Here is an 18,664-nt window from a genome sequence, read left to right on the forward strand (position 1 = left end):
CGGTTCCATTTGTTTGAGCCCGCGATCAGCCGTTGAGCACCGCCCTGACCATCTGCGTCAGGGCGTCCGGCCCGTAGGGTTTGCTCAGCAGATGAGTGTCCGGGCTCAACTGGTGGTTGCGGGAGATGATGTCCCGGGTGTAACCCGAGGTGAACAGCACCGGTACCGGCGGGGTCTGTACCTTCGCCCACGCCTCCAGGTCCGAACTCTTGATCAGACCGGGCATGACCACGTCAGTAAAAATCAGGTCCACCGAGGCGCCTTCGAGCAGCAACTTCATGGCCACGTCGGCGTTGGGGGCCGTGATGGTTCGATAACCCGCCTGTTCCAGCAGCTCTACCGATGCACCACGCACGTCGTCGTTGTCCTCCACCACCAGGATCGTCTCATGCTTGCCAGGTGCCAGTGGGTGACAGTGTATTTGTTCCCCGGTTTCTGGCTTGTGGCTGCGGGGGAAATACATCTGCGCCCGCGTGCCCTCGCCTACGTCGCTGGTTATCTCGATATGACCGCCGCTCTGCTTGACGAACCCGAACACCATGCTCAGTCCCAGGCCGGTACCCTGGCCGTCGGTCTTGGTGGTGAAAAACGGTTCGAACACTTGATTCAGTACATCGGGCGGCATGCCTGCGCCGCTATCGATCACCGACAGTCGCACATAATCACCTGCCGGGATGCCCTTGCCGGCACAGTCCGACTCATCGAGCACGATGTTCTCGCCGACCATGCGGATGGTGCCCTCGCCGCCCATGGCATCGCGGGCGTTGATCGCCAGGTTCAACAGCGCGTTTTCCAACTGATTGCGATCCACGTGGATGCACCAGGGATCGTCGGGCAAGGTCACTTCGATCCGGATGGTCTCGCCCAAGGCCCGCTGCAGCAATTCGACCAGACCATCGAAAATGCGCCACGGGTTGTAGACCATCGGCGACAACGGCTGGCGACGAGCGAACGCCAACAGTTGCGAGGACAACTTGGCGCCCCGCTCCACGGCTTCAATGGAAGCACTGACCCGCCGCTGCACGTTACGGTTGTCCGGTTCGTGGCGCGCCAGCAAATGCAGGTTGCCGGCGATCACTTGCAACAGGTTGTTGAAGTCATGGGCCACGCCGCCGGTGAGCCCGCCAATGGCTTCCAGTTTCTGCGATTGACGCAACTGCTCCTCGGCCGCCAACCGCGCCTGGACCTCATCGGCTACCCGTTGCTCCAGGTCTCGGGTAAACCTGAGCAGCGACGCTTCGGCAGTCTTGCGCTCGTTGATGTCGATCAGCACGCCAGGGAAACGCAAGGGCCTGCCCGCCGCATCGAACTCGCACCGGCCACTGGCTTGTACCCATAGATCGTCATCCCCAGATCGACGAACCCGATACTCGGCATTGAAAGGGCCGCCCGTGCGCAAGGTCAGCTCGATCCGTTGGTTGAGCTCATTCAGGTCGTCGGGATGAATGCGCTGGCGGGCGACCTCGATGGGCAGCGCATCCAGCGACGTGTCCGGCGGGTAGTTGAAGGTACGGGCGAAACGCTCATCGCCCGACAGCGTATCGGATTGGATGTCCCAGACGAACGAACCCAGCAAAGGCCCGGCGGAAAGGGCCAACTGAATACGCTCGTTGACGGCACGATAACTGCGCTCCGCCTCCTGGCGCGCTCGCTCGGACAAAACCAGTCCGGTGGTTTCCACGACAATCGCCAGCACACCGGCCGGGGCCTGGTCATCGTCGGGCACGGGGCTGTAGAACAGGTCCATCCACACATCTTCGGGCTTGCCATTGCGCAGCAGCACCAGCTCCTTGCTGCGATAGGACAGAGTGCCACCGGCCAGGCAGACGTCCAACACGTGACGGTTGAACTCGGCCACCTCCGGCCAACCCAGTTCCACCGCGCATCCCAACAGATAGGGGTGACGCCCGCCGGCAAACTCGGCGTAGGCGTCGTTGTAAATCATGAAGCCCTGGCGCCCCCACAACATGACCATCGGCAAGGGCGAAGCCAGCAACATCTGGACGGCACTGCGAAGGCTGGCGGACCAGTGTTCGATAGCGCCCAGTTCAGTCTGGCTCCAATCGTACGAGCGGATACGCCGGGCCATTTCACCGCCCCAACCGGGACACCCGTGGTGTTGGGATAAGAACTGCATGGGTCGACTCTGAACCTCGAATACCTGCCGGGAAATCGGCTTGCGAACTTCTTGTGTTCAGAGCTTCGAGCATGGGGTTGGCGTTTGGTTTCATGTTCAAGCCATGGCGATGGCAGTAAAGTCAGAATCCATGGGCACAGACACACCGCCATCGCGAGCAGGCTTGGGTCAACGAAAATCGCGACTGCGTACGTTGATGCCTGCCAACAGCCCGGTCAGGTCGCTCAAGCGTCCGGCGATCAGGTGGCGCACTTCGCCGACGCTTTCCCAGCGTCCATCGACCCTGAGCAATTGCGACCCCACCAGGATTTTGCGTTGGCGCTCGGCCAGGTCGCGCCAGACCACCACGTTGAGGTTGCCGAATTCATCCTCCAGAGTGACGAAAGTCACGCCGCTGGCCGTGCCGGGGCGCTGGCGGCCGGTGACCAGACCGGCGACGCTGACGTTGCGTCCATGTTCCACGTCCTGCAATTCCCGCGAACTGCGACAACGCCGGGCGCGCAGTTCAGGACGCAGCAGGGCCAGCGGATGGGGGCCCAGTGTCGTACCGAGCGTGACGTAATCGGCGAACAGATTTTCGCCGACCGACGGTTTGGGCAGCATCACAGGCGGCTCTTCCTGGCTGGGCAAACCGGCGAACAGGCCCAATTGTTTTCGCACCCCGGCCACCTCCCAGCGGGCGCGATGACGATCCCCCGCCAGGCCGCGCAAGGCACCGGCATCGGCCAATTGTTCCAAGGCCCGTGCATCGAGTTGCGCACGCTCGCCCAGGTCAGCCACGTCATGGAAAACCCGTTGCCGACGTGCCACTTCGATGCGCCGGGCATCGTCCTCGCGAAAACCCTTGATCAGCCGCAAGCCCATGCGGATCGCCGGTTGCCGGCCTTCCAGGGGCTCCAGACTGCAATCCCAGTCACTGGCGCGCACATCCACCGGACGGATCTGCAATCGATGCCGGCGGGCATCCTGCAGGATCTGGTCCGGGCTGTAGAAACCCATGGGCCAGCTATTGATCAGGGCACAGGCGAACGCCGCCGGTTCGTGGCATTTGAGCCAACTGCTGACGTAGGTCAACAAGGCGAAACTGGCGGCGTGGGACTCGGGAAAACCGTAATTGCCGAAGCCCTTGATCTGCTCGAAGAGTTGCGCGGCATATTCAGGGCTGTAGCCGTTTTTACGCATTCTGTCGGCCAGACGTTCCCGATGAGGCTCAAGACCACCGTGGCGCTTCCAGGCAGCCATGGAACGGCGCAACTGATCTGCTTCGCCGGGCGTGTAATCGGCAGCAACGATGGCGATCTGCATGACCTGCTCTTGGAACAGCGGGATACCCAAGGTGCGCTCAAGCACCTCTTCCAATTCTGGCGAAGGGTAGATGACAGCCTCCTCCCCGTTTCGCCGTTTCAAGTACGGATGCACCATTCCGCCCTGGATCGGGCCTGGCCGAACGATAGCCACCTCGATCACCAGGTCGTAATACTTGCTGGGCCTGAGCCGAGGCAACATGGCCATCTGCGCCCGTGACTCGATCTGGAACACACCGATGGTGTCGGCGCGGCTGATCATCTCGTAGGTGGCCGCATCGTCACGGGGCAAATCCGCCAGGGTGTAGCGCTGCCCCCGATAGCGCTCGATCAGGTCGAAACAACGGCGGATCGCACTGAGCATGCCCAACGCCAGGATGTCCACCTTGAGCAGCCCGACCGCATCCAGGTCATCCTTGTCCCACTGGATGATGGTGCGCTCGGCCATGGCAGCGTTTTCCACCGGGACCAGGGTGTCCAGGGGTTGTTCGCTGATCACGAAGCCACCGGGGTGTTGGGACAGGTGGCGGGGAAAGCCGATCAGTTGTTGGGTCAGGCTCAGCACCCGGCGTAACACTGGGCTGTCCGTGTCGAAACCACCCTCACGCAACCGATCCAGCGGCGGAGCTTCGTCGCTCCAGCGGCCGCAACAATCGGCCAGGGCGTTGACCTGATCCGGCGGCAGGCCCAGGGCCTTGGCGACGTCCCGCACCGCACCGGCCCCGTGGTAACTGCTGACCACCGCCGTCAATGCCGCACGGTGACGACCGTAGCGCTGGAAGACGTACTGCAACACTTCTTCGCGGCGCTCATGTTCGAAATCGACGTCGATGTCCGGCGGCTCGTTGCGCTCCCGGGACAGGAATCGCTCGAACAACAGGTTGGTCTGGCTCGGGTCGATTTCGGTGATACCCAGGGCATAACACACCGCCGAGTTGGCCGCAGAACCACGTCCCTGGCAAAGGATGTTCTGCTTGCGAGCGAAGCTGACGATGTCCTGTACGGTGAGGAAATAGCTGTCGTAGCCCAGTTCGGCAATCAACGCCAGTTCGTTGTCGATCTGCCGCCGGACCTTGTCTTCCACACGTCCTTTCCAGCGTTCACGGATGCCATGTTCAGTCAGCTCTCTCAGCCAGGACGCCGGATCATGCCCTTGCGGCACCAGTTCACGAGGATATTGATAACGCAACTGGCCGAGGTCGAAGGTACAACGCCGAGCGATGTCTAGGGTCTCGTCGAGCAATGCGCGAGGGTAGAGATCGGCCAGGGCCTGGAGACTGCGCAAGTGCCGCTCGCCGTTGGGGTGCAGACGCTGGCCGGCCTCGGCCACCGTGACGTGGTGGCGGATGGCGGTCATGGTGTCCTGCAAGGCGCGACGTCCACGTACGTGCATGTGCACGTCGCCCGTCGCCACGGCGGGAAGCCCAAGGTGCTCGGCCAGCGCCAGCAGGTCGGTCAGGCGACGCCGGTCGTCCTGCCCGCAATGCAATTGAACGGACAACCACAAGCGCCCGGCAAAAATCGATTGGAGCCAACGCCCCTGCTCCTCGGCGCTCTCGTCAGGCACCCACAGCACCAGCAGCCCCGGCAAGGGTTCATCGAAATCCTCCCGCACGATGCGATAACGGCCCTTCTCGCTGCGACGCCGGGCGCGGGTGATCAACCGGCACAGGGCTTGATAGCCCTCCAGGTTTTCCACCAGCAACACCAGTTTCGGACCGTCCTCGATCTGGATCTCACTGCCGACGATCAAGTGCAGTTTCAGTTCCCTGGCCGCCTGCCACGCCCGGACGATCCCGGCCAACGTGCATTCGTCGGTGATCGCCAGGGCCCGATAGCCCTGTTGACTGGCCCTCCGGCACAGCTCCAGCGCACTGGAGGCACCGCGCTGGAAACTGAAGTTGGACAGGCAATGCAGCTCGGCATATTCGACGCTCATGCGAACCAGCCTTGCAGCCACAGCGGCCCGCCCTCGCCCACCGGTCGATAGGCCCAGCCGCGTTGCCCGGCGCGGGTTTCGACCAGGTAGTAATCCCGACGCACGTCGGCCCCGTCCCACCAACCGGTCTCGATACGCTCCGGGCCCATGAGGATACGCGCCTGGCCTTCCGGCAAGACCTGGCATTCGTCCAGCAACCAGCCAGGACGCTGTACACCGGCGCGCACGGGACAGGGCTGGGGCTGGGACGACATCTGCCAGGCACATTCAGGCCGGTGGTCATCACGAAAACCCAGGCCCTGCACCGCCTCATCGCCCAGTCGTGCCCGCAGCCGTTCCCGCAGTTGCTCCCAAGGCAAGGATTGCTGAGGGCGCTCATCGAACAATTCCAGACGCTGGGGTACGAAACTCGGCAGGTCTTCGGCACACAAGCGAAAGCCACGCACCGGCGCCTCGACCTGCACCTGCTCCAACCGGCCACGGGCCAGTTCGAAGAGCATCGACGGCTCGCGTTCGGCGCTGAGCAGGCCGACCTTGATCACGGTGTCCGGCAACCCGGCATGCTCCAGGTGCAGGTCAAAACGCTGCACACCGCTGTCGCGACCACCCAGGAAGGCCGACAGATCCCCCGTCAATCGACGTAACGGAAACAGCAGCGCCTGGTGGGACTGGACGTCGTAATTGAGTTCGATGCGCACATCGAAACGGTCCGGCGGCAAGTAGAACGACAGCGCCAGGGTGCGGCTGCCGATCAACGCATCGAGGTGCTTGAGCACCTGGGCTTCGAAGCGTCGCGCCAGGGTGTGCCGGGGCAAGGACTGGACCTGCCCCAGGCAACGCAGCCCCATGCGCGACAATGCGGTGGCGACGTCGGGCGCAAGGCCGATCCGGTCCACCGGCATCTGCGCCAGGCGTTGTTGCAGGGTTTCGGCATCGGGCACCACCAAGGCATCGTGGGCATTGGCGAGCACCCGGGCCGCCACCGGGTTCGGAGCAGCGACGATGCGATGACGAAACCCCAGCTCGGTCAGTTCGGCCCGCAGCCGCGCCTCGAACACCGGCCAGGGGCCGAACAGGCCCAGGCTCGACTCGATCTCGAACAACACCGTGCGCGGGTAATGCACGCTGACCTGGGAGCTGAAACGATAGGCCCAGGCCGCCAGGAACTGTTGCCAGCGCTCGATCTGCGCTGCGTCGTATTCGGCGGTGGCAAAGCCTTTGCTCAAGGCCTGGGCGGCGGTCATGGTCTGGCCGGGGCGCAAACCCAGGGCCCGTGCCGAGTCATTGACCGCTTGCAGCACCCGACGCTGGGGCGGGCCGGTCAGCAGCGCCAGGGGCTCCTCGGGATCGGGGCGCTGGCGCAGCGCGGCGTCCAGCGCCAATTGCGGGAAAAGAATGCAGACCCAGCGCATCGCAACCTCAATACCCGGTTCGTGATGCAGGTGTAGCGAAGGCAATCGGCCCGGAATGGGCCAAGCCACCTCGGCATTTGAGCACGCGCAATTGCCCGGGCCGAGCATCGATGGCGATGCGCAGTGCGGCCGGCGACGGGTTGACGGCTTCCTGGATCGAGCGCCAGGCGAATGCCAGGGTCTGGCCGGTTTCCGCCGCCACTTGCAGGCGGCGCAGGGCCCGGTCGTCCGCCTGGCGAGGCCAGCACAGGACCGCGCCGCAACTGCCCGAACGCAGGCACTGTTCGGTGGCCCAGAGGGCATCGCGCTCGTCGGCCCGGATCACCGACAACTGGCGCAGGTCTATCCCGGCATTCTGCCAGGCCTGGGGATAGGGCACGAACGGCGGCGCCACCAGCACGATCCGCTCCCGCGCCGCCGACAGCCGCGCCAGGGTCGGCCACACCAGTTGCAACTCGCCTACGCCCGGCGCGGCCAGGAGAATTTCCGTCAGCGCCGCCTCCGGCCAGCCGCCGCTGGGCAACGCCGCGTCCAGGGCGGCATGGCCGGTGGGTTGCGGGCTGGCGGCCGGCGGCGCAGGGCGGCCCTTCCAGACCTGGCCGCCGTTGAACAGCGTATCCAGCGCAACGACCGCTCCCATCAGCCTTGCCTCAACAGGCCACAAAACACCCCTTCTATCGCCAGGTCCCGGTCGGCCTCGACGATGATCGGCTGATAGGCCGGGTTGCGCGGCAGCAAACGCACCTGTTCGCCGACTCGCTCGAAGCGCTTGATGGTGACCTCACCGTCGAGCCGTGCCACCACGATCTGCCCGTTCGAAGCCTGAGGCGTGCGTTGTACGCCCACCAGGTCACCGTCGAGAATGCCGTCGCCGATCATCGAGTCGCCCTGGACTCGCAACAGGTAATCGGGCGCTTTACTGAATATCGCCGGGTCCAGCATCAGGCGGTCATGAACCTCGGCATCGGCACCGATGGGCAGGCCGGCGGCCACCCGTCCCAGCACCGGCACGTCCAGCAGCTCCGGGCGCGGCGGCTGGTTCAGCAATCGGATGCCCCGGGCCTGGTGCGGATTGACTTCGATAAAACCGGCTTCGGTCAGCGCCAGCACATGCTTGCGCGCCACGCTACGGGAGGCAAAACCGAACGCCTCGCTGATTTCAGCGAGGCTGGGAGGCTGGCCCTGATCGGCGATGCGCTCGCGAATGAAGGTCAGGATGGCGGTGCGGCGGGGAGTGAGTGTCGTCATGGAGTACATTTGTACTCTTGTCGGTTTTTTCTGACAAGCGCCGCCAGTCAGTTCACAGGGTCGTGCTGTGAGCCTCGGCCCCTTCACTGCGAAACGCGCTGGGGCTCATGCCGGTCCAGCGTCGGAACGCCCGGCGGAAACTGCGCACATCGCTGTAGCCCACCTCCTCGGTGATGCGTTCGATGGACAATCCGGGATTGGCCAGCAGGATGAGGGTCCGTCCGCGCCGCACCTGCTCCAGCAAGGCTTCGAACGTCAGGTTGTGTTCGGTCAGACGACGGCGCAGGGTGCGGCTGCTCATGTTGAGATCGCCGGCGATTTTCTCGATGTGGCTGCCCCGGGTCAGGTCCCGGGCAATCGCCCGTTCCACGGCCTGGATCAGGTCGATCTTCTGATGCCCCTCGGCGGCCTCCTGTTCCAGCAAAGCCAGGGCCTGACGCAGGGCCAGCGGGTGGTGATTGGGCAGGCGCAGGTCCAACCAGCGGACATCGATCAGCATGCGATTGTGCCGGCATCCAAAGCGCACGACGGGGCCCAGTATGCGCTGATACTCCTGGGCATAGGACGGCGCGGCATGCATGAACTCCACGGCTTCGGGCTTGAAATCCGACCCTGCCAGTGCCCGGCCATAAACCATCAGGCTGGCGAAGAATTCTTCCACCGCGAACACCTGGATCTCGGCAAAGGGCAGCCGACAGCTCGCCTCGACCATGATCCGCTCCGGGGTTTCTTCGACGCTGGTCACCGCGATTCCGCCGGTGGTGTGCTGGTAACGCACTCCCAGGGCGAAGGCATCGCGCAGGGTTTCGCACAGCGACAAGACATGCCCCAACAAGCCCAGGGTGCCCAGGACGTTGCGATCGCCGACCCACAATCCCAGGCCCTTGTCGGGCAACAGCTTGAGCGCCCGTTGAATCATGACGACGGCCTGACGATAGGAAATTCGTTGCGCAGGATCCTGTAGATCGTCGAGACCGAACCCCAGCCCGCGACACAGGCCGGCCGCGTCGAAGCCTTTGTCCGTCACGACTTCAGCCAGGGTTTGCAGCAGGAACGGCGACACCAGCGCCAGTTCATAGGTAGGGTCGATGACTTTGAGCATGGGCGGGTCCGGGGCACGTTAGGAGGCGTTTTTGTAACCGGTTATTTCATGAACGTTAGCATGAGCCAATGCAACGGGGGATACAAAATGTGGCCGCCCAAGTCCCCTGTGTGGCCGCCAATACCCTGCCCTACCGGTCACGAACGGCTTATTTCTATGGCTCGGACTTTAGGTGCTTCTCCAACAATAATAACGAGCTCCCCCATGAACCCGATCCGCACGACATTCGCCTTGCAAATGACCCTGGGCCTGGCCTGCGCTTGCGCTTTGCCGGCACTGGCCACCGAAACCGGTGTCGATAACATCGGTCCCGGCACCGACGGCTTTTTCGTGTTGCCGCTGGAGGTCGACAGCCTTCCGGACAACATGTTCGCGTTCAACCTGTATTACAACCATTACAAGGCTCGGAAATTCAACATCAGTTCATTGGGCGGTGAAGTACCCAATGTGGAGATCGAATCCACGGCAGTGGTCCCGCGTATCGATTACCTGAGCCCGCTGCGGGTGGCAGGCGGACGGTTTGGCATCTATATCGCCCAGCCCTGGCTCAAGCAGGAAATCTCGGTGTTCGGTCTGCAGGACACTCGCGAAAGCATGGGCGACACCACGATTTCACCCATCGTGCTGTGGGACATGGGCAAGAACCTGACCCTGGCCGCCGCCGTGGAAATCACTGTGCCGACTGGCGAATACGACGCGGATCGCCTGGCCAACACCAGCACCAACTTCTACACCTACAAGCCGCTGTTCTCCTTCACCTGGCTGCCCACGGAAAGAACCGAGGTGTCAATGAAGACCACTTACAGTTTCAACCGCGAAAACAAGGACACCGATTACCGTTCGGGGCAGATTTTCCACTTCGATTATTCCGTCAGTTACCGCGTGACTGACAACCTGCGGCTGGGCCTAAACGGCTATTACCTCAAGCAGACCACCGACGACAAACAGTACGGACGCACCGTGCAATTCGCCGGGCAGGATGTGGACGATGGCGTGCGCGGACAGGTGTTCGCCATCGGCCCGGCGCTGCACCTGACGTTCCTCAAATACGCCAGCGCCGAGATCCGCTGGGCCAAGGAATTCGACGTGGAAAACCGGCCCGAGGGCGAAATGCTGTGGGCCAAGGTCAGTATTCCGTTTGAGCTCTGATTGACATCAATCATCCCGTGGGAGCGGGCTTGCTCGCGATAGCGGACTGACATTCAACATCGATGTCGACTGGACCTCTGCTATCGCGAGCAAGCCCGCTCCCACATTGGATCTGTGGCAACTCTTCTATCTCTCTGGTTGTCGGTCAGCTGTAGACCGGCCACGTCTCGACAATTCTTCCCCCACGCACCGCCAGCAGATCGCCGAATTGCAGCAACACCGACTCGGTCTGGGTCGGTCTCAGGAACACCTGGTCTTCCACCGCCAACCCTACTGCTTCGGAGCCGTTGACCATTTCCTGGTTGGAGCTGCGGCCATACAGGCCGTTGCTCTTCAAGCCGGGGGGCGATTCGAGGTCGGCCATCCAATTGCCCCCGTAGATGAAAAACGTGGCGCGCTGGTTCACGTCCCACCAGGAAAAAATCCGCGACGTGTCATCCAGCGCCGGGATATTCACCGCGCCGGTACGTTTCAACACTGGCGTAGCGATGTAGGCCGCCGGTACATGTTCACTCAGCGACGGCAAATCGTAATGGCTGGGCTTGAGCATGGCGGTGCCCACCGAGACTTCGGTGCTGAGGTTTTCCCGCTCATGCAGGCGATAGCTTGGGCTGCCGGCGGTGTTGAACGTCAGGCTCGGGTGCCACAGGTCGGGGTAGCGCAAGCGGAGGAGATCCACCCGAGCGTTATAGATTGCCATGACCCGGGCCAGCAGGGTTTCCGGGCTCGCCAGCAGCTCCGGCACACCCATCCCGACGAAGGGGTCGTAGCCCATGAATCCGGCGAACTCCAGCTGCGCCGGGTGAGCGCGGATCAGCTTGAGCATCGCCTCCAGCGCCCCGTCATCGGTCACTCCGCCGCGATGCAGCCCCACATCCAGTTCGATATTGATCCGCATGCGCGTGCCGAGCCCCTGGGCCAGGGCCCGGTACTGCTCGAGACGTTCGGGCGTGTCCAGCAGCCATTGCAACTGGCGCGACGGATCGAACGCGCCTTTGTGAAGTCGATAGAACAGCTCGGCGGAACGCACCGGCAGGGGCTTGCCCAAGAGAATATCGGCCTCGGGAAACTGCCGCGCATCGTGATTGAGGAATGGCTGGTGGAATGACATCAATCGTCGGGTCTCGGCCCGCCGACCGATGTAATCGAGTAACCCGGGTGCCGGCAGGGATTTTTCCACCAGCCGCAATTGCTTGCCGGTGCGTCGGACCGAAGCCTTGACCACGTCGATGTTGTGATCGAGTCGATCCAGGTCGATCAGCATGACCGGTCGCATGGGGCCATGGGCCTTGAGTTCACGGTTCAGTTGGTGGAAATAATCGCTGTAGCCGCTGCCTTGATCCGTCGGCCGTAGCCAAGCCCCGGCACCCACCAGCAAGACCCCGGTGCCCAGCGTCCCCATGAGGAAACGACGACGATTGAAGCCCATCAGCTCACCCCCAGAATCGATGAAAGGTGCCCGTTGAGAAATTTCCCGTCAGGGTCCAGGGCCTGGCGCACCTGAGCGAATTCGTTCCAGCGCGGATACAGCGCCCGAAGCGCCTTGGCGTTGAGCGAATGCAATTTGCCCCAGTGCGGACGGCCCTGGTATTTCCAGAAGATCGGTTCGATGGCCGCGAAGAAGTTGTGGTGATCCATCTGGTAATGCTGGTGCACCGAGATCGAACAACTGTCGCGGCCCTCGAACATGCTCAAGGCAATGTCGTCGGCCCGCACGTAACGGTATTCGATGGGAAACCAAGTGCGCAGGTCCTTGTCACGGATCAGCGCAAGGATCTCTCGCAGGCACGCCGGGCCGTGTTCGGCCGGCACCGAATACTCCATCTCGTTGAAACGCACGGTGCGGGCATTGGCATAGATGTCATGGGAATCGCCGACCCGGTCGTCAAAATCCGCCACCAGCCGAAGGCTATTGAGCAGGGCCCGTCGTGTGGCCGGAAAGTCGCTGCCATACTTGTCGAGCTTTTCGATCAGGGTGACGAATTCGTTGCCGCCCTCTTCTTCGGGGCTGATGGGGGGCGTGGCCGGGTCCTCGGTTTCGTTCAGGGCTATCGACAGTGCGTAGTCGGAATGGGTCACCACCTGCATTTCCCAGTGTTGGTTGTCCCTGGTGTTGGTTTCCACGTCCTCCAGCAACTCTTCGGTTTTCGCCACCCATTGGCGCTCGCGCAACCGATACGCGGCACGGTTCTGCAGGCGTACGCGGGTCACCAGCCCCAACGCGCCAAGCGATACCCTGGCCGCCTTGAAGACGTCCGGATGGCGATTGGCATCGCAATCGAGCACCTCGCCACGGGCGGTCACCATCTGCAAGCCAACGACCTGAGACGCATACGAGCCAAAGGCCTTGCCGGTGCCATGGGTCGAGGTGGCAATCGCGCCCGCCAGGGTCTGGTAATCCACGTCCGCCATGTTCGGCAGTGCCTGGCCGATGGCCTTGAGTGCCGGCCCCATGCGCGACATTGGCGTACCACCGCCGAACTCGGCTTGCAGGCTCGCCGCGTCGTGATCCAGCAGACCGCTGAAATGACTCAGCGACAGCAGCGTCCCATCGGTGGGCACCAGCGCGCTGAAGGAATGGCCGGAGCCCACCGGACGAATCCGTCCTTCGGCACGGCTCACCACTTGCACCAGCTCATCGAGATCCTTGGGCGCCAGGCGCGCTGCCGGAAGGCAACTTTGCCCGCCAGACCAGTTGCGCCAGGGAATCAGGCGCGGGGCGCGCATCAGGTCGGCCAGCACGCCCTGGCTGCCCAGAGCCGTGAAGGCGGCGACAACACCCGCCTGCTTCAACAAGCGGCGCCGTGAATAACTCATCGTCATGCCTGGGTACCCATCTTCTTGTTATTGGAATTGTTGGCCGGACATAAAGGCGATCAATGCCATGAACTGCTCTTCGGAACAGTGCATGCACAACCCCATCGGCGGCATGCCGTTGTAGCCGTTGATCGCGTGGTCCAGCAGGGTGTCGGCGCCCTGGGCCACTCTGGGCGCCCAGGCATTTGTGTCACCCGTCAGGGGCGCTCCGGCGCCAGGGTTGGCATGGCAGAGCTTGCAACTGCTGTCGTAGATCTGGGCAAGCGCCGCGTCGGCGGGCATGGCCGTGAACACAGTAGGTGCGGGAGGTCTGGCGTCTTCGCCGCAGCCTGCGAGCAGCACAAAAGTAAGGACCTGCAACAACGTCCAAGGGATTTTCGCCGACATGGGAGCTCTCTTATTGTGGTCTGGCGGTTACCACACTAAGACATGCAGAGCCATCGGCTGAGGTCATTGCCGGCCAATAAAGGGGACTTGAACGGCCAGCGCAGACGAGCCTTGCTCCCCACAGGACAGCCCTCCTTTGGGGATCGCCCGCTCAGGGAAGCAATACCCCCTGCTCGCGCTCGCACAACTGCACCACGTAATCCCACAGCACGCGCAGGCGCACGGACCTGTGCAATTCGCGACGGGTACTGATCCAGTAGCTGCGCCGGATGGTTTCGTCGGGCAGGAGGGGCACCAGCGCCGGGTCGCTGCTGGCCATGAAGCAAGGCAACACGGCGATGCCCAGCCCCGAGCGCGCAGCCTGTTGCTGGGCGATGACGCTGGTGCTGTGGAACACCACCCGTGGGTTACGGCAGAAACTGTTGAGGAACATCAGTTCCTGGCTGAACAGCAAGTCGTCGACATACCCGATCCAGGCATGACGGGCCAGGTCGTCGCGACTGCGCAACGGCGGCGAGCGATCCAGGTAGGCTTGGCTGGCGTACAGCGCCAGGCTGTAGTCAGTGAGTTTACGAGTCACCAAAAGGTCGGCCGCCGGCCGTTCGAGATGAATGCTGATTTCCGCTTCGCGGTTGAGGATGCTGACGAACCGAGGCACCGCCACCAGCTCCACTTCCAGGCCCGGATAGCGCTGGAACAGGCTGTCCATGCGACTGGCGAGGAACATGATGCCCAGCCCTTCGGTCACGCCCAGGCGGATCTTGCCCAAGGGCGCACTGGACTGGGTGATGTCCTCCTGAGCCAACAGCGCCACGTTCTCCATGGCCTCGGCATGCTTGAGCAGCGTCTCGCCGGCCGGCGTCAGTTCGTAGCCTTGGGCATGCTGGACGAACAGCGCGGTGCCCAGGCTCTTTTCGATGGCCTCGATGTGCCGAGCCACCGTGGCATGGGTGGTGTTGAGGCGTCGTGCGGCGGTCAGCAAGCGGCCGCTGCGTTGCAGTTCCAGAAAATAACGCAGGTCATTCCAGTCGAACATGTCAGCTCCCTTGCACCTTGCTGTTTGTAAACGCACAGCGGGTGCGTGAAAACTAACATTTTTCAAACGAAAACTAACAACTAGGATGGGTACCACAAGAACAAGAAACGAGGTCGCGGATGCAACCTGTCATCGATGAATACGATTATGTAATCGTGGGCGCCGGCCCTGCCGGATGCCTGTTGGCCAACCGGCTTTCGGCCAATCCACAACACCGGGTACTGTTACTCGAAGCCGGGGCGCGCGACAACTATCCCTGGATCCATATCCCCGTGGGTTATCTATTCTGCATCGGCAACCCGCGTACCGACTGGTGCTTCAAGACCGAAGCCCAACCTGGCCTGCAAGGACGTGCCCTGAGTTATCCGCGTGGCAAGGTACTGGGCGGCTGCTCCTCCATCAACGGCATGATCTACATGCGCGGCCAAGCGGCGGATTACGATGGTTGGGCCGCAGAGGGCAATCCCGGCTGGGCCTGGAAGGACGTACTGCCACTCTTCAAGCAAAGCGAAAACCACTTCGCCGGAGCCTCCGAACTGCACGGGGCCGCCGGCGAATGGCGGGTGGAACGCCAGCGCTTGTCATGGCCGATCCTCGATGCCTTCCGTACCGCCGCCGAACAGAGCGGCATTCCCAACGTCGACGACTTCAATGGCGGCGACAATGAAGGCTGCGGTTATTTCCAGGTCAACCAGAAAGCCGGGGTGCGCTGGAACGCCGCCAAGGCCTTCCTCAAACCGGTACGCCAGCGTGCCAACCTCAGGGTACTGACCGAGGTTGAGGTCGACCGCGTACTGCTGCGCGACGGTCGGGCCGAAGCCGTCAGCGCACGCTGTCAAGGCAAGGCGATAAACTTCAAGGCGCGCAAGGAAATCGTGCTGTGCGCGGGGGCCATTGGCTCGCCAGGCATCCTGCAACGCTCCGGGATCGGTCCGCGCCATCTGCTGCAACGGCTGGGTATCGGTGTGGCCCAGGAGTTGCCCGGCGTAGGCGGCAATCTGCAAGACCACTTGCAACTGCGCTTGATCTATCAATTGGAAAACGCCCGCACCTTGAACCAGATCGCCGGTAGTTTATGGGGCAAGATGGGCATGGGCCTGCGCTACCTATATGACCGCAGCGGCCCGCTGTCCATGGCTCCCAGCCAGCTCGGCGCCTTCGCCCGTTCGGGGCCGGAACAGACCTCGGCCAACCTTGAATACCACGTTCAGCCATTGTCCCTGGAACGCTTCGGGGAACCGCTGCACACCTTCCCGGCCTTCACGGCCTCGGTCTGCGACCTGCGTCCGCAAAGCCGTGGCCGGGTGGACATCCGCTCGGCGGCCCCGAACGAGGCGCCGCTGATCCAGCCCAATTACCTGAGCCATCCCGAGGACCTGCGAGTCGCCGCCGACGCCATTCGTCTGACTCGCCGTATCGTCGCCGCCCCGGCCTTGCGCGTCTTCAAGCCGACGGAATACCTGCCGGGCCCGAGCCTGCAGACGGAAGAAGAACTGCACCAGGCCGCTGCCCGGATTGGCACGACGATTTTTCACCCGGTGGGCACCTGCCGCATGGGCCAGGATCGCGAAGCGGTGGTGGATGCGCAGTTGCGCGTGCATGGCATCAAAGGCCTGCGCATCGCCGACGCCTCGATCATGCCGCGCATCACCTCGGGCAACACCTGCTCACCGACGCTGATGATTGCCGAGAAGGCGGCGCAGATGATGCTGGAGCAGCAAACCCGGAACACTACAGTGCAAAAGGAAACCGCTACGGTCTGAGGGAATAATGAAAATCCGGTGTGGGAGCGGGCTTGCTCGCGAAAGCGGTGTGTCAGCCAACATCGCCGCTGACTGATAGACCGCCTTCGCGAGCAAACCCGCTCCCACATGGGACGTGCGCCGATTTCAAGGAATGCAGCAAGCAACAACGCCAATACCGGCGTCGACAGTGGAACAACAAAAACAATCACTGTGAGGGATACCGCTATGTCCGAACATGTTCAGCCCCTGGAAGCTACGCGCAGCATGGGCACCAGCCAGGAAACCCAGAAAGTCATCTTCGCCTCGTCCCTGGGGACGGTGTTCGAGTGGTACGACTTTTTCCTCTATGGCGCCCTGGCCGCGGTGATCAGCAAGCAGTTCTTCGCCGGCGTCAACGACACCACGGCGTTCATCTTCGCCCTGATGGCCTTCGCCGCCGGCTTCATCGTGAGGCCATTCGGCGCCCTGGTGTTCGGGCGGCTGGGGGACATGATCGGGCGTAAGTACACCTTTCTGGCCACCATCGTTCTCATGGGCCTGGCGACCTTCTGCGTCGGCCTGCTGCCCAACTACGCCAGCATCGGCATCGCCGCGCCGATCATCCTCGTCGTGCTGCGCATGCTCCAGGGCCTGGCCCTGGGTGGAGAATATGGCGGTGCGGCCACTTACGTCGCCGAGCACGCGCCGATAGGCAAACGCGGTTTCCACACCAGCTGGATCCAGTCCACCGCCACCCTTGGGTTGTTGCTCTCGTTGCTGGTCGTGCTGGGCTGCCGTTATTTCACCGGCGATCAGTTCGAAGTCTGGGGCTGGCGCATCCCGTTCCTGCTGTCGATCCTGCTACTGGGCATTTCCACCTGGATCCGCCTGAGCCTGCATGAGTCGCCAGCGTTCCTGAAAATGAAAGAAGAAGGCAAATGCTGCAAGGCGCCGATTCGCGAATCCTTCGGCAAGTGGGAAAACCTCAAAGTGGTGCTGATCGCCCTGTTCAGCATCAATGCCGGCCAAGCCGTGACCTTCTATGCCGCACAGTTCTACGTGCTGTTCTTCCTCACTCAGTTCCTGAAGATGGACCCGGCCCTGGCGAACAGCCTGCTGATCGTCAGCGTGATCATCGGCGCGCCCTTCTTCATTTTCTTTGGCTGGTTGTCGGACAAGGTCGGACGCAAACCGGTACTGATGGTGGGTCTGCTGCTGGCGACGGCGTTGTACTTCCCGATCTTCAAGACCCTGGCCCATTACGCCAACCCGGCCATCGACCAGGCCAGCCGCCAGGCACCGATCACCGTGGTCGCCGACCCGGCGACCTGTACGTTCCAATTCGATCCCGTGGGCAAGGCGCGCTTCGACAGCCCCTGCGACAAGGTCAAGACCTTTCTGGTCAAGCAAGGCCTGCCCTACAGCAGCGTCGCGGCCCCGGCCGGCAGCACGGTGCAAGTCAGCGTGGGCGACGTGAAGCTGGAAGGCTTCGACGAAGCCGCCCTGCGCGGCGCGGTGACCCTGGCAGGCTACCCGCAAAAAGCCGATGCCCAGCAGATCAACCGCACGATGATCGTCGTGCTGATCGTGGCGCTGATCATCATTTCGGCGATGTGCTACGGCCCACTGGCGGCGCTGATGGTCGAACTGTTCCCCACCCGCATCCGCTATACCTCCATGTCGTTGCCCTACCACATCGGCAATGGCTGGTTCGGCGGTTTCCTGCCCACCGTGTCATTCGCCCTGGTGGTCTACACCGGGGATATCTTCTATGGGTTGTGGTACCCCGTGGTCATCACCGCGGTGAGCCTGATCGTGGGCATGCTCTGCCTGCGGGAAACCCGTAACGTGGACTTGGACAAAAACTGAGGGAACGGCGGCGGTCCGGCACATCTGTGGGAGCCAACCTGACTTCCACAGAGGCTCCTCATTCTCCATCAATGGACCTGGTGATTCTTCACCGTGCTTTCTACCAGATCCAGCATCTGTCCCAACGCCCATGGCTTGGCAATGAACGAAGCGTGGTGCTTGATACCGGCGCTTTCCGGCGTTTCGTAGCCCGACATGATCAACAGCGGGATCTGCGGCCAACGGTCCCCGGTGAGGTTGGCCAGGTCCGCGCCGTCGATCTTGCCGGGCATGGTGATATCGGTGAGCAGCAAGTCCACGTAATCGGCGCTCTGCTCAAGGAATGTCAACGCTGAGTCAGCACTTTCCCGGGGTTCCACGACAAAACCCTCGTCCTCCAGTATCTCGCACAAGAACTCCAGGATGGTCGGGTCATCTTCAACGACAAGAATCAAACGTGTGGTCGCCTGCCCGTTGCCGTTTGGCATCGAATTCATGTGATTGACTCTCCTTGCCCTCGGAAATTTTCACGGTTTTTACCGCTCTGCCATTTATGAGTTG

14 protein-coding genes are annotated in these 18,664 nt (G+C 62.5%); 3 read left to right on the top strand and 11 right to left on the bottom strand.

The genetic code is table 11. The features are described from left to right. Nucleotides 1-25 precede the first annotated feature (25 nt). From LCU97_RS23985 to LCU97_RS24010, 6 genes are all read right to left on the bottom strand, one after another. Entirely contained in the window at nucleotides 26-2,137 is a 2,112-nt protein-coding gene (locus LCU97_RS23985; RefSeq protein ID WP_232777960.1) for an ATP-binding protein, read from the bottom strand. A gap of 168 nt (nucleotides 2,138-2,305) precedes the next feature. Further along, a complete protein-coding gene (locus tag LCU97_RS23990; protein WP_232777961.1) occupies nucleotides 2,306-5,401 on the bottom strand; it encodes an error-prone DNA polymerase in 3,096 nt (1,031 codons plus the stop codon). Beyond that, entirely contained in the window at nucleotides 5,377-6,792 is a 1,416-nt protein-coding gene (locus tag LCU97_RS23995; protein WP_232777962.1) for a Y-family DNA polymerase, read from the bottom strand. Before LCU97_RS23995 ends, LCU97_RS23990 begins: the two co-directional genes overlap by 25 nt. A gap of 7 nt (nucleotides 6,793-6,799) precedes the next feature. Further along, the gene (gene imuA / locus LCU97_RS24000; protein ID WP_232777963.1) at nucleotides 6,800-7,432 is read right to left on the bottom strand and encodes a translesion DNA synthesis-associated protein ImuA; all 633 of its coding nucleotides are present in this window, start codon (nucleotides 7,430-7,432) and stop codon (nucleotides 6,800-6,802) included. After that, complete coding sequence (gene lexA, locus LCU97_RS24005; RefSeq protein ID WP_053154350.1) at nucleotides 7,432-8,049, bottom strand: transcriptional repressor LexA; 618 nt, start codon at nucleotides 8,047-8,049, stop codon at nucleotides 7,432-7,434. Before lexA ends, imuA begins: the two co-directional genes overlap by 1 nt. 43 nt (nucleotides 8,050-8,092) lie before the next feature. Further along, complete coding sequence (locus tag LCU97_RS24010; protein ID WP_053154353.1) at nucleotides 8,093-9,142, bottom strand: AraC family transcriptional regulator; 1,050 nt, start codon at nucleotides 9,140-9,142, stop codon at nucleotides 8,093-8,095. Nucleotides 9,143-9,346: 204 nt separating this feature from the next. Between LCU97_RS24010 and LCU97_RS24015 the strand changes: the two genes are divergently transcribed. After that, complete coding sequence (locus tag LCU97_RS24015; RefSeq protein ID WP_053154356.1) at nucleotides 9,347-10,291, top strand: SphA family protein; 945 nt, start codon at nucleotides 9,347-9,349, stop codon at nucleotides 10,289-10,291. 145 nt (nucleotides 10,292-10,436) lie between these two features. On the opposite strand, the gene LCU97_RS24020 is transcribed toward LCU97_RS24015, so the two are convergent. The 4 genes from LCU97_RS24020 to LCU97_RS24035 form a co-directional block, all read right to left on the bottom strand. Beyond that, nucleotides 10,437-11,693 (bottom strand): DSD1 family PLP-dependent enzyme, encoded by a 1,257-nt coding sequence (locus LCU97_RS24020; protein WP_232778001.1) that lies wholly within the window; start codon nucleotides 11,691-11,693, stop codon nucleotides 10,437-10,439. A 26-nt stretch (nucleotides 11,694-11,719) separates the two neighbouring features. Next, nucleotides 11,720-13,018: a D-arabinono-1,4-lactone oxidase gene (locus tag LCU97_RS24025; RefSeq protein ID WP_232778002.1), complete on the bottom strand. Its 1,299-nt coding sequence runs from the start codon at nucleotides 13,016-13,018 to the stop codon at nucleotides 11,720-11,722. Between the two features lie 117 nt (nucleotides 13,019-13,135). Continuing rightward, nucleotides 13,136-13,495: a c-type cytochrome gene (locus LCU97_RS24030; protein ID WP_232777964.1), complete on the bottom strand. Its 360-nt coding sequence runs from the start codon at nucleotides 13,493-13,495 to the stop codon at nucleotides 13,136-13,138. Nucleotides 13,496-13,646: 151 nt separating this feature from the next. After that, the gene (locus LCU97_RS24035; protein WP_053154369.1) at nucleotides 13,647-14,531 is read right to left on the bottom strand and encodes a LysR family transcriptional regulator; all 885 of its coding nucleotides are present in this window, start codon (nucleotides 14,529-14,531) and stop codon (nucleotides 13,647-13,649) included. A gap of 119 nt (nucleotides 14,532-14,650) precedes the next feature. Here LCU97_RS24035 and LCU97_RS24040 point away from each other — a divergent pair, with 119 nt between their 5' ends. Together LCU97_RS24040 and LCU97_RS24045 are read left to right on the top strand one after the other, a co-directional pair. Then, a complete protein-coding gene (locus LCU97_RS24040) occupies nucleotides 14,651-16,294 on the top strand; it encodes a GMC family oxidoreductase (RefSeq protein ID WP_232777965.1) in 1,644 nt (547 codons plus the stop codon). Between the two features lie 207 nt (nucleotides 16,295-16,501). Next, entirely contained in the window at nucleotides 16,502-18,124 is a 1,623-nt protein-coding gene (locus LCU97_RS24045; RefSeq protein WP_053154375.1) for an MFS transporter, read from the top strand. Between the two features lie 68 nt (nucleotides 18,125-18,192). Here the strand turns inward: LCU97_RS24045 and LCU97_RS24050 are convergent, their stop codons facing one another. After that, entirely contained in the window at nucleotides 18,193-18,600 is a 408-nt protein-coding gene (locus tag LCU97_RS24050; protein WP_232777966.1) for a response regulator, read from the bottom strand. Between the last annotated feature and the right edge of the window lie 64 nt (nucleotides 18,601-18,664).

Source organism: Pseudomonas uvaldensis (assembly GCF_021271205.1).
Lineage (GTDB): Bacteria > Pseudomonadota > Gammaproteobacteria > Pseudomonadales > Pseudomonadaceae > Aquipseudomonas > Aquipseudomonas uvaldensis.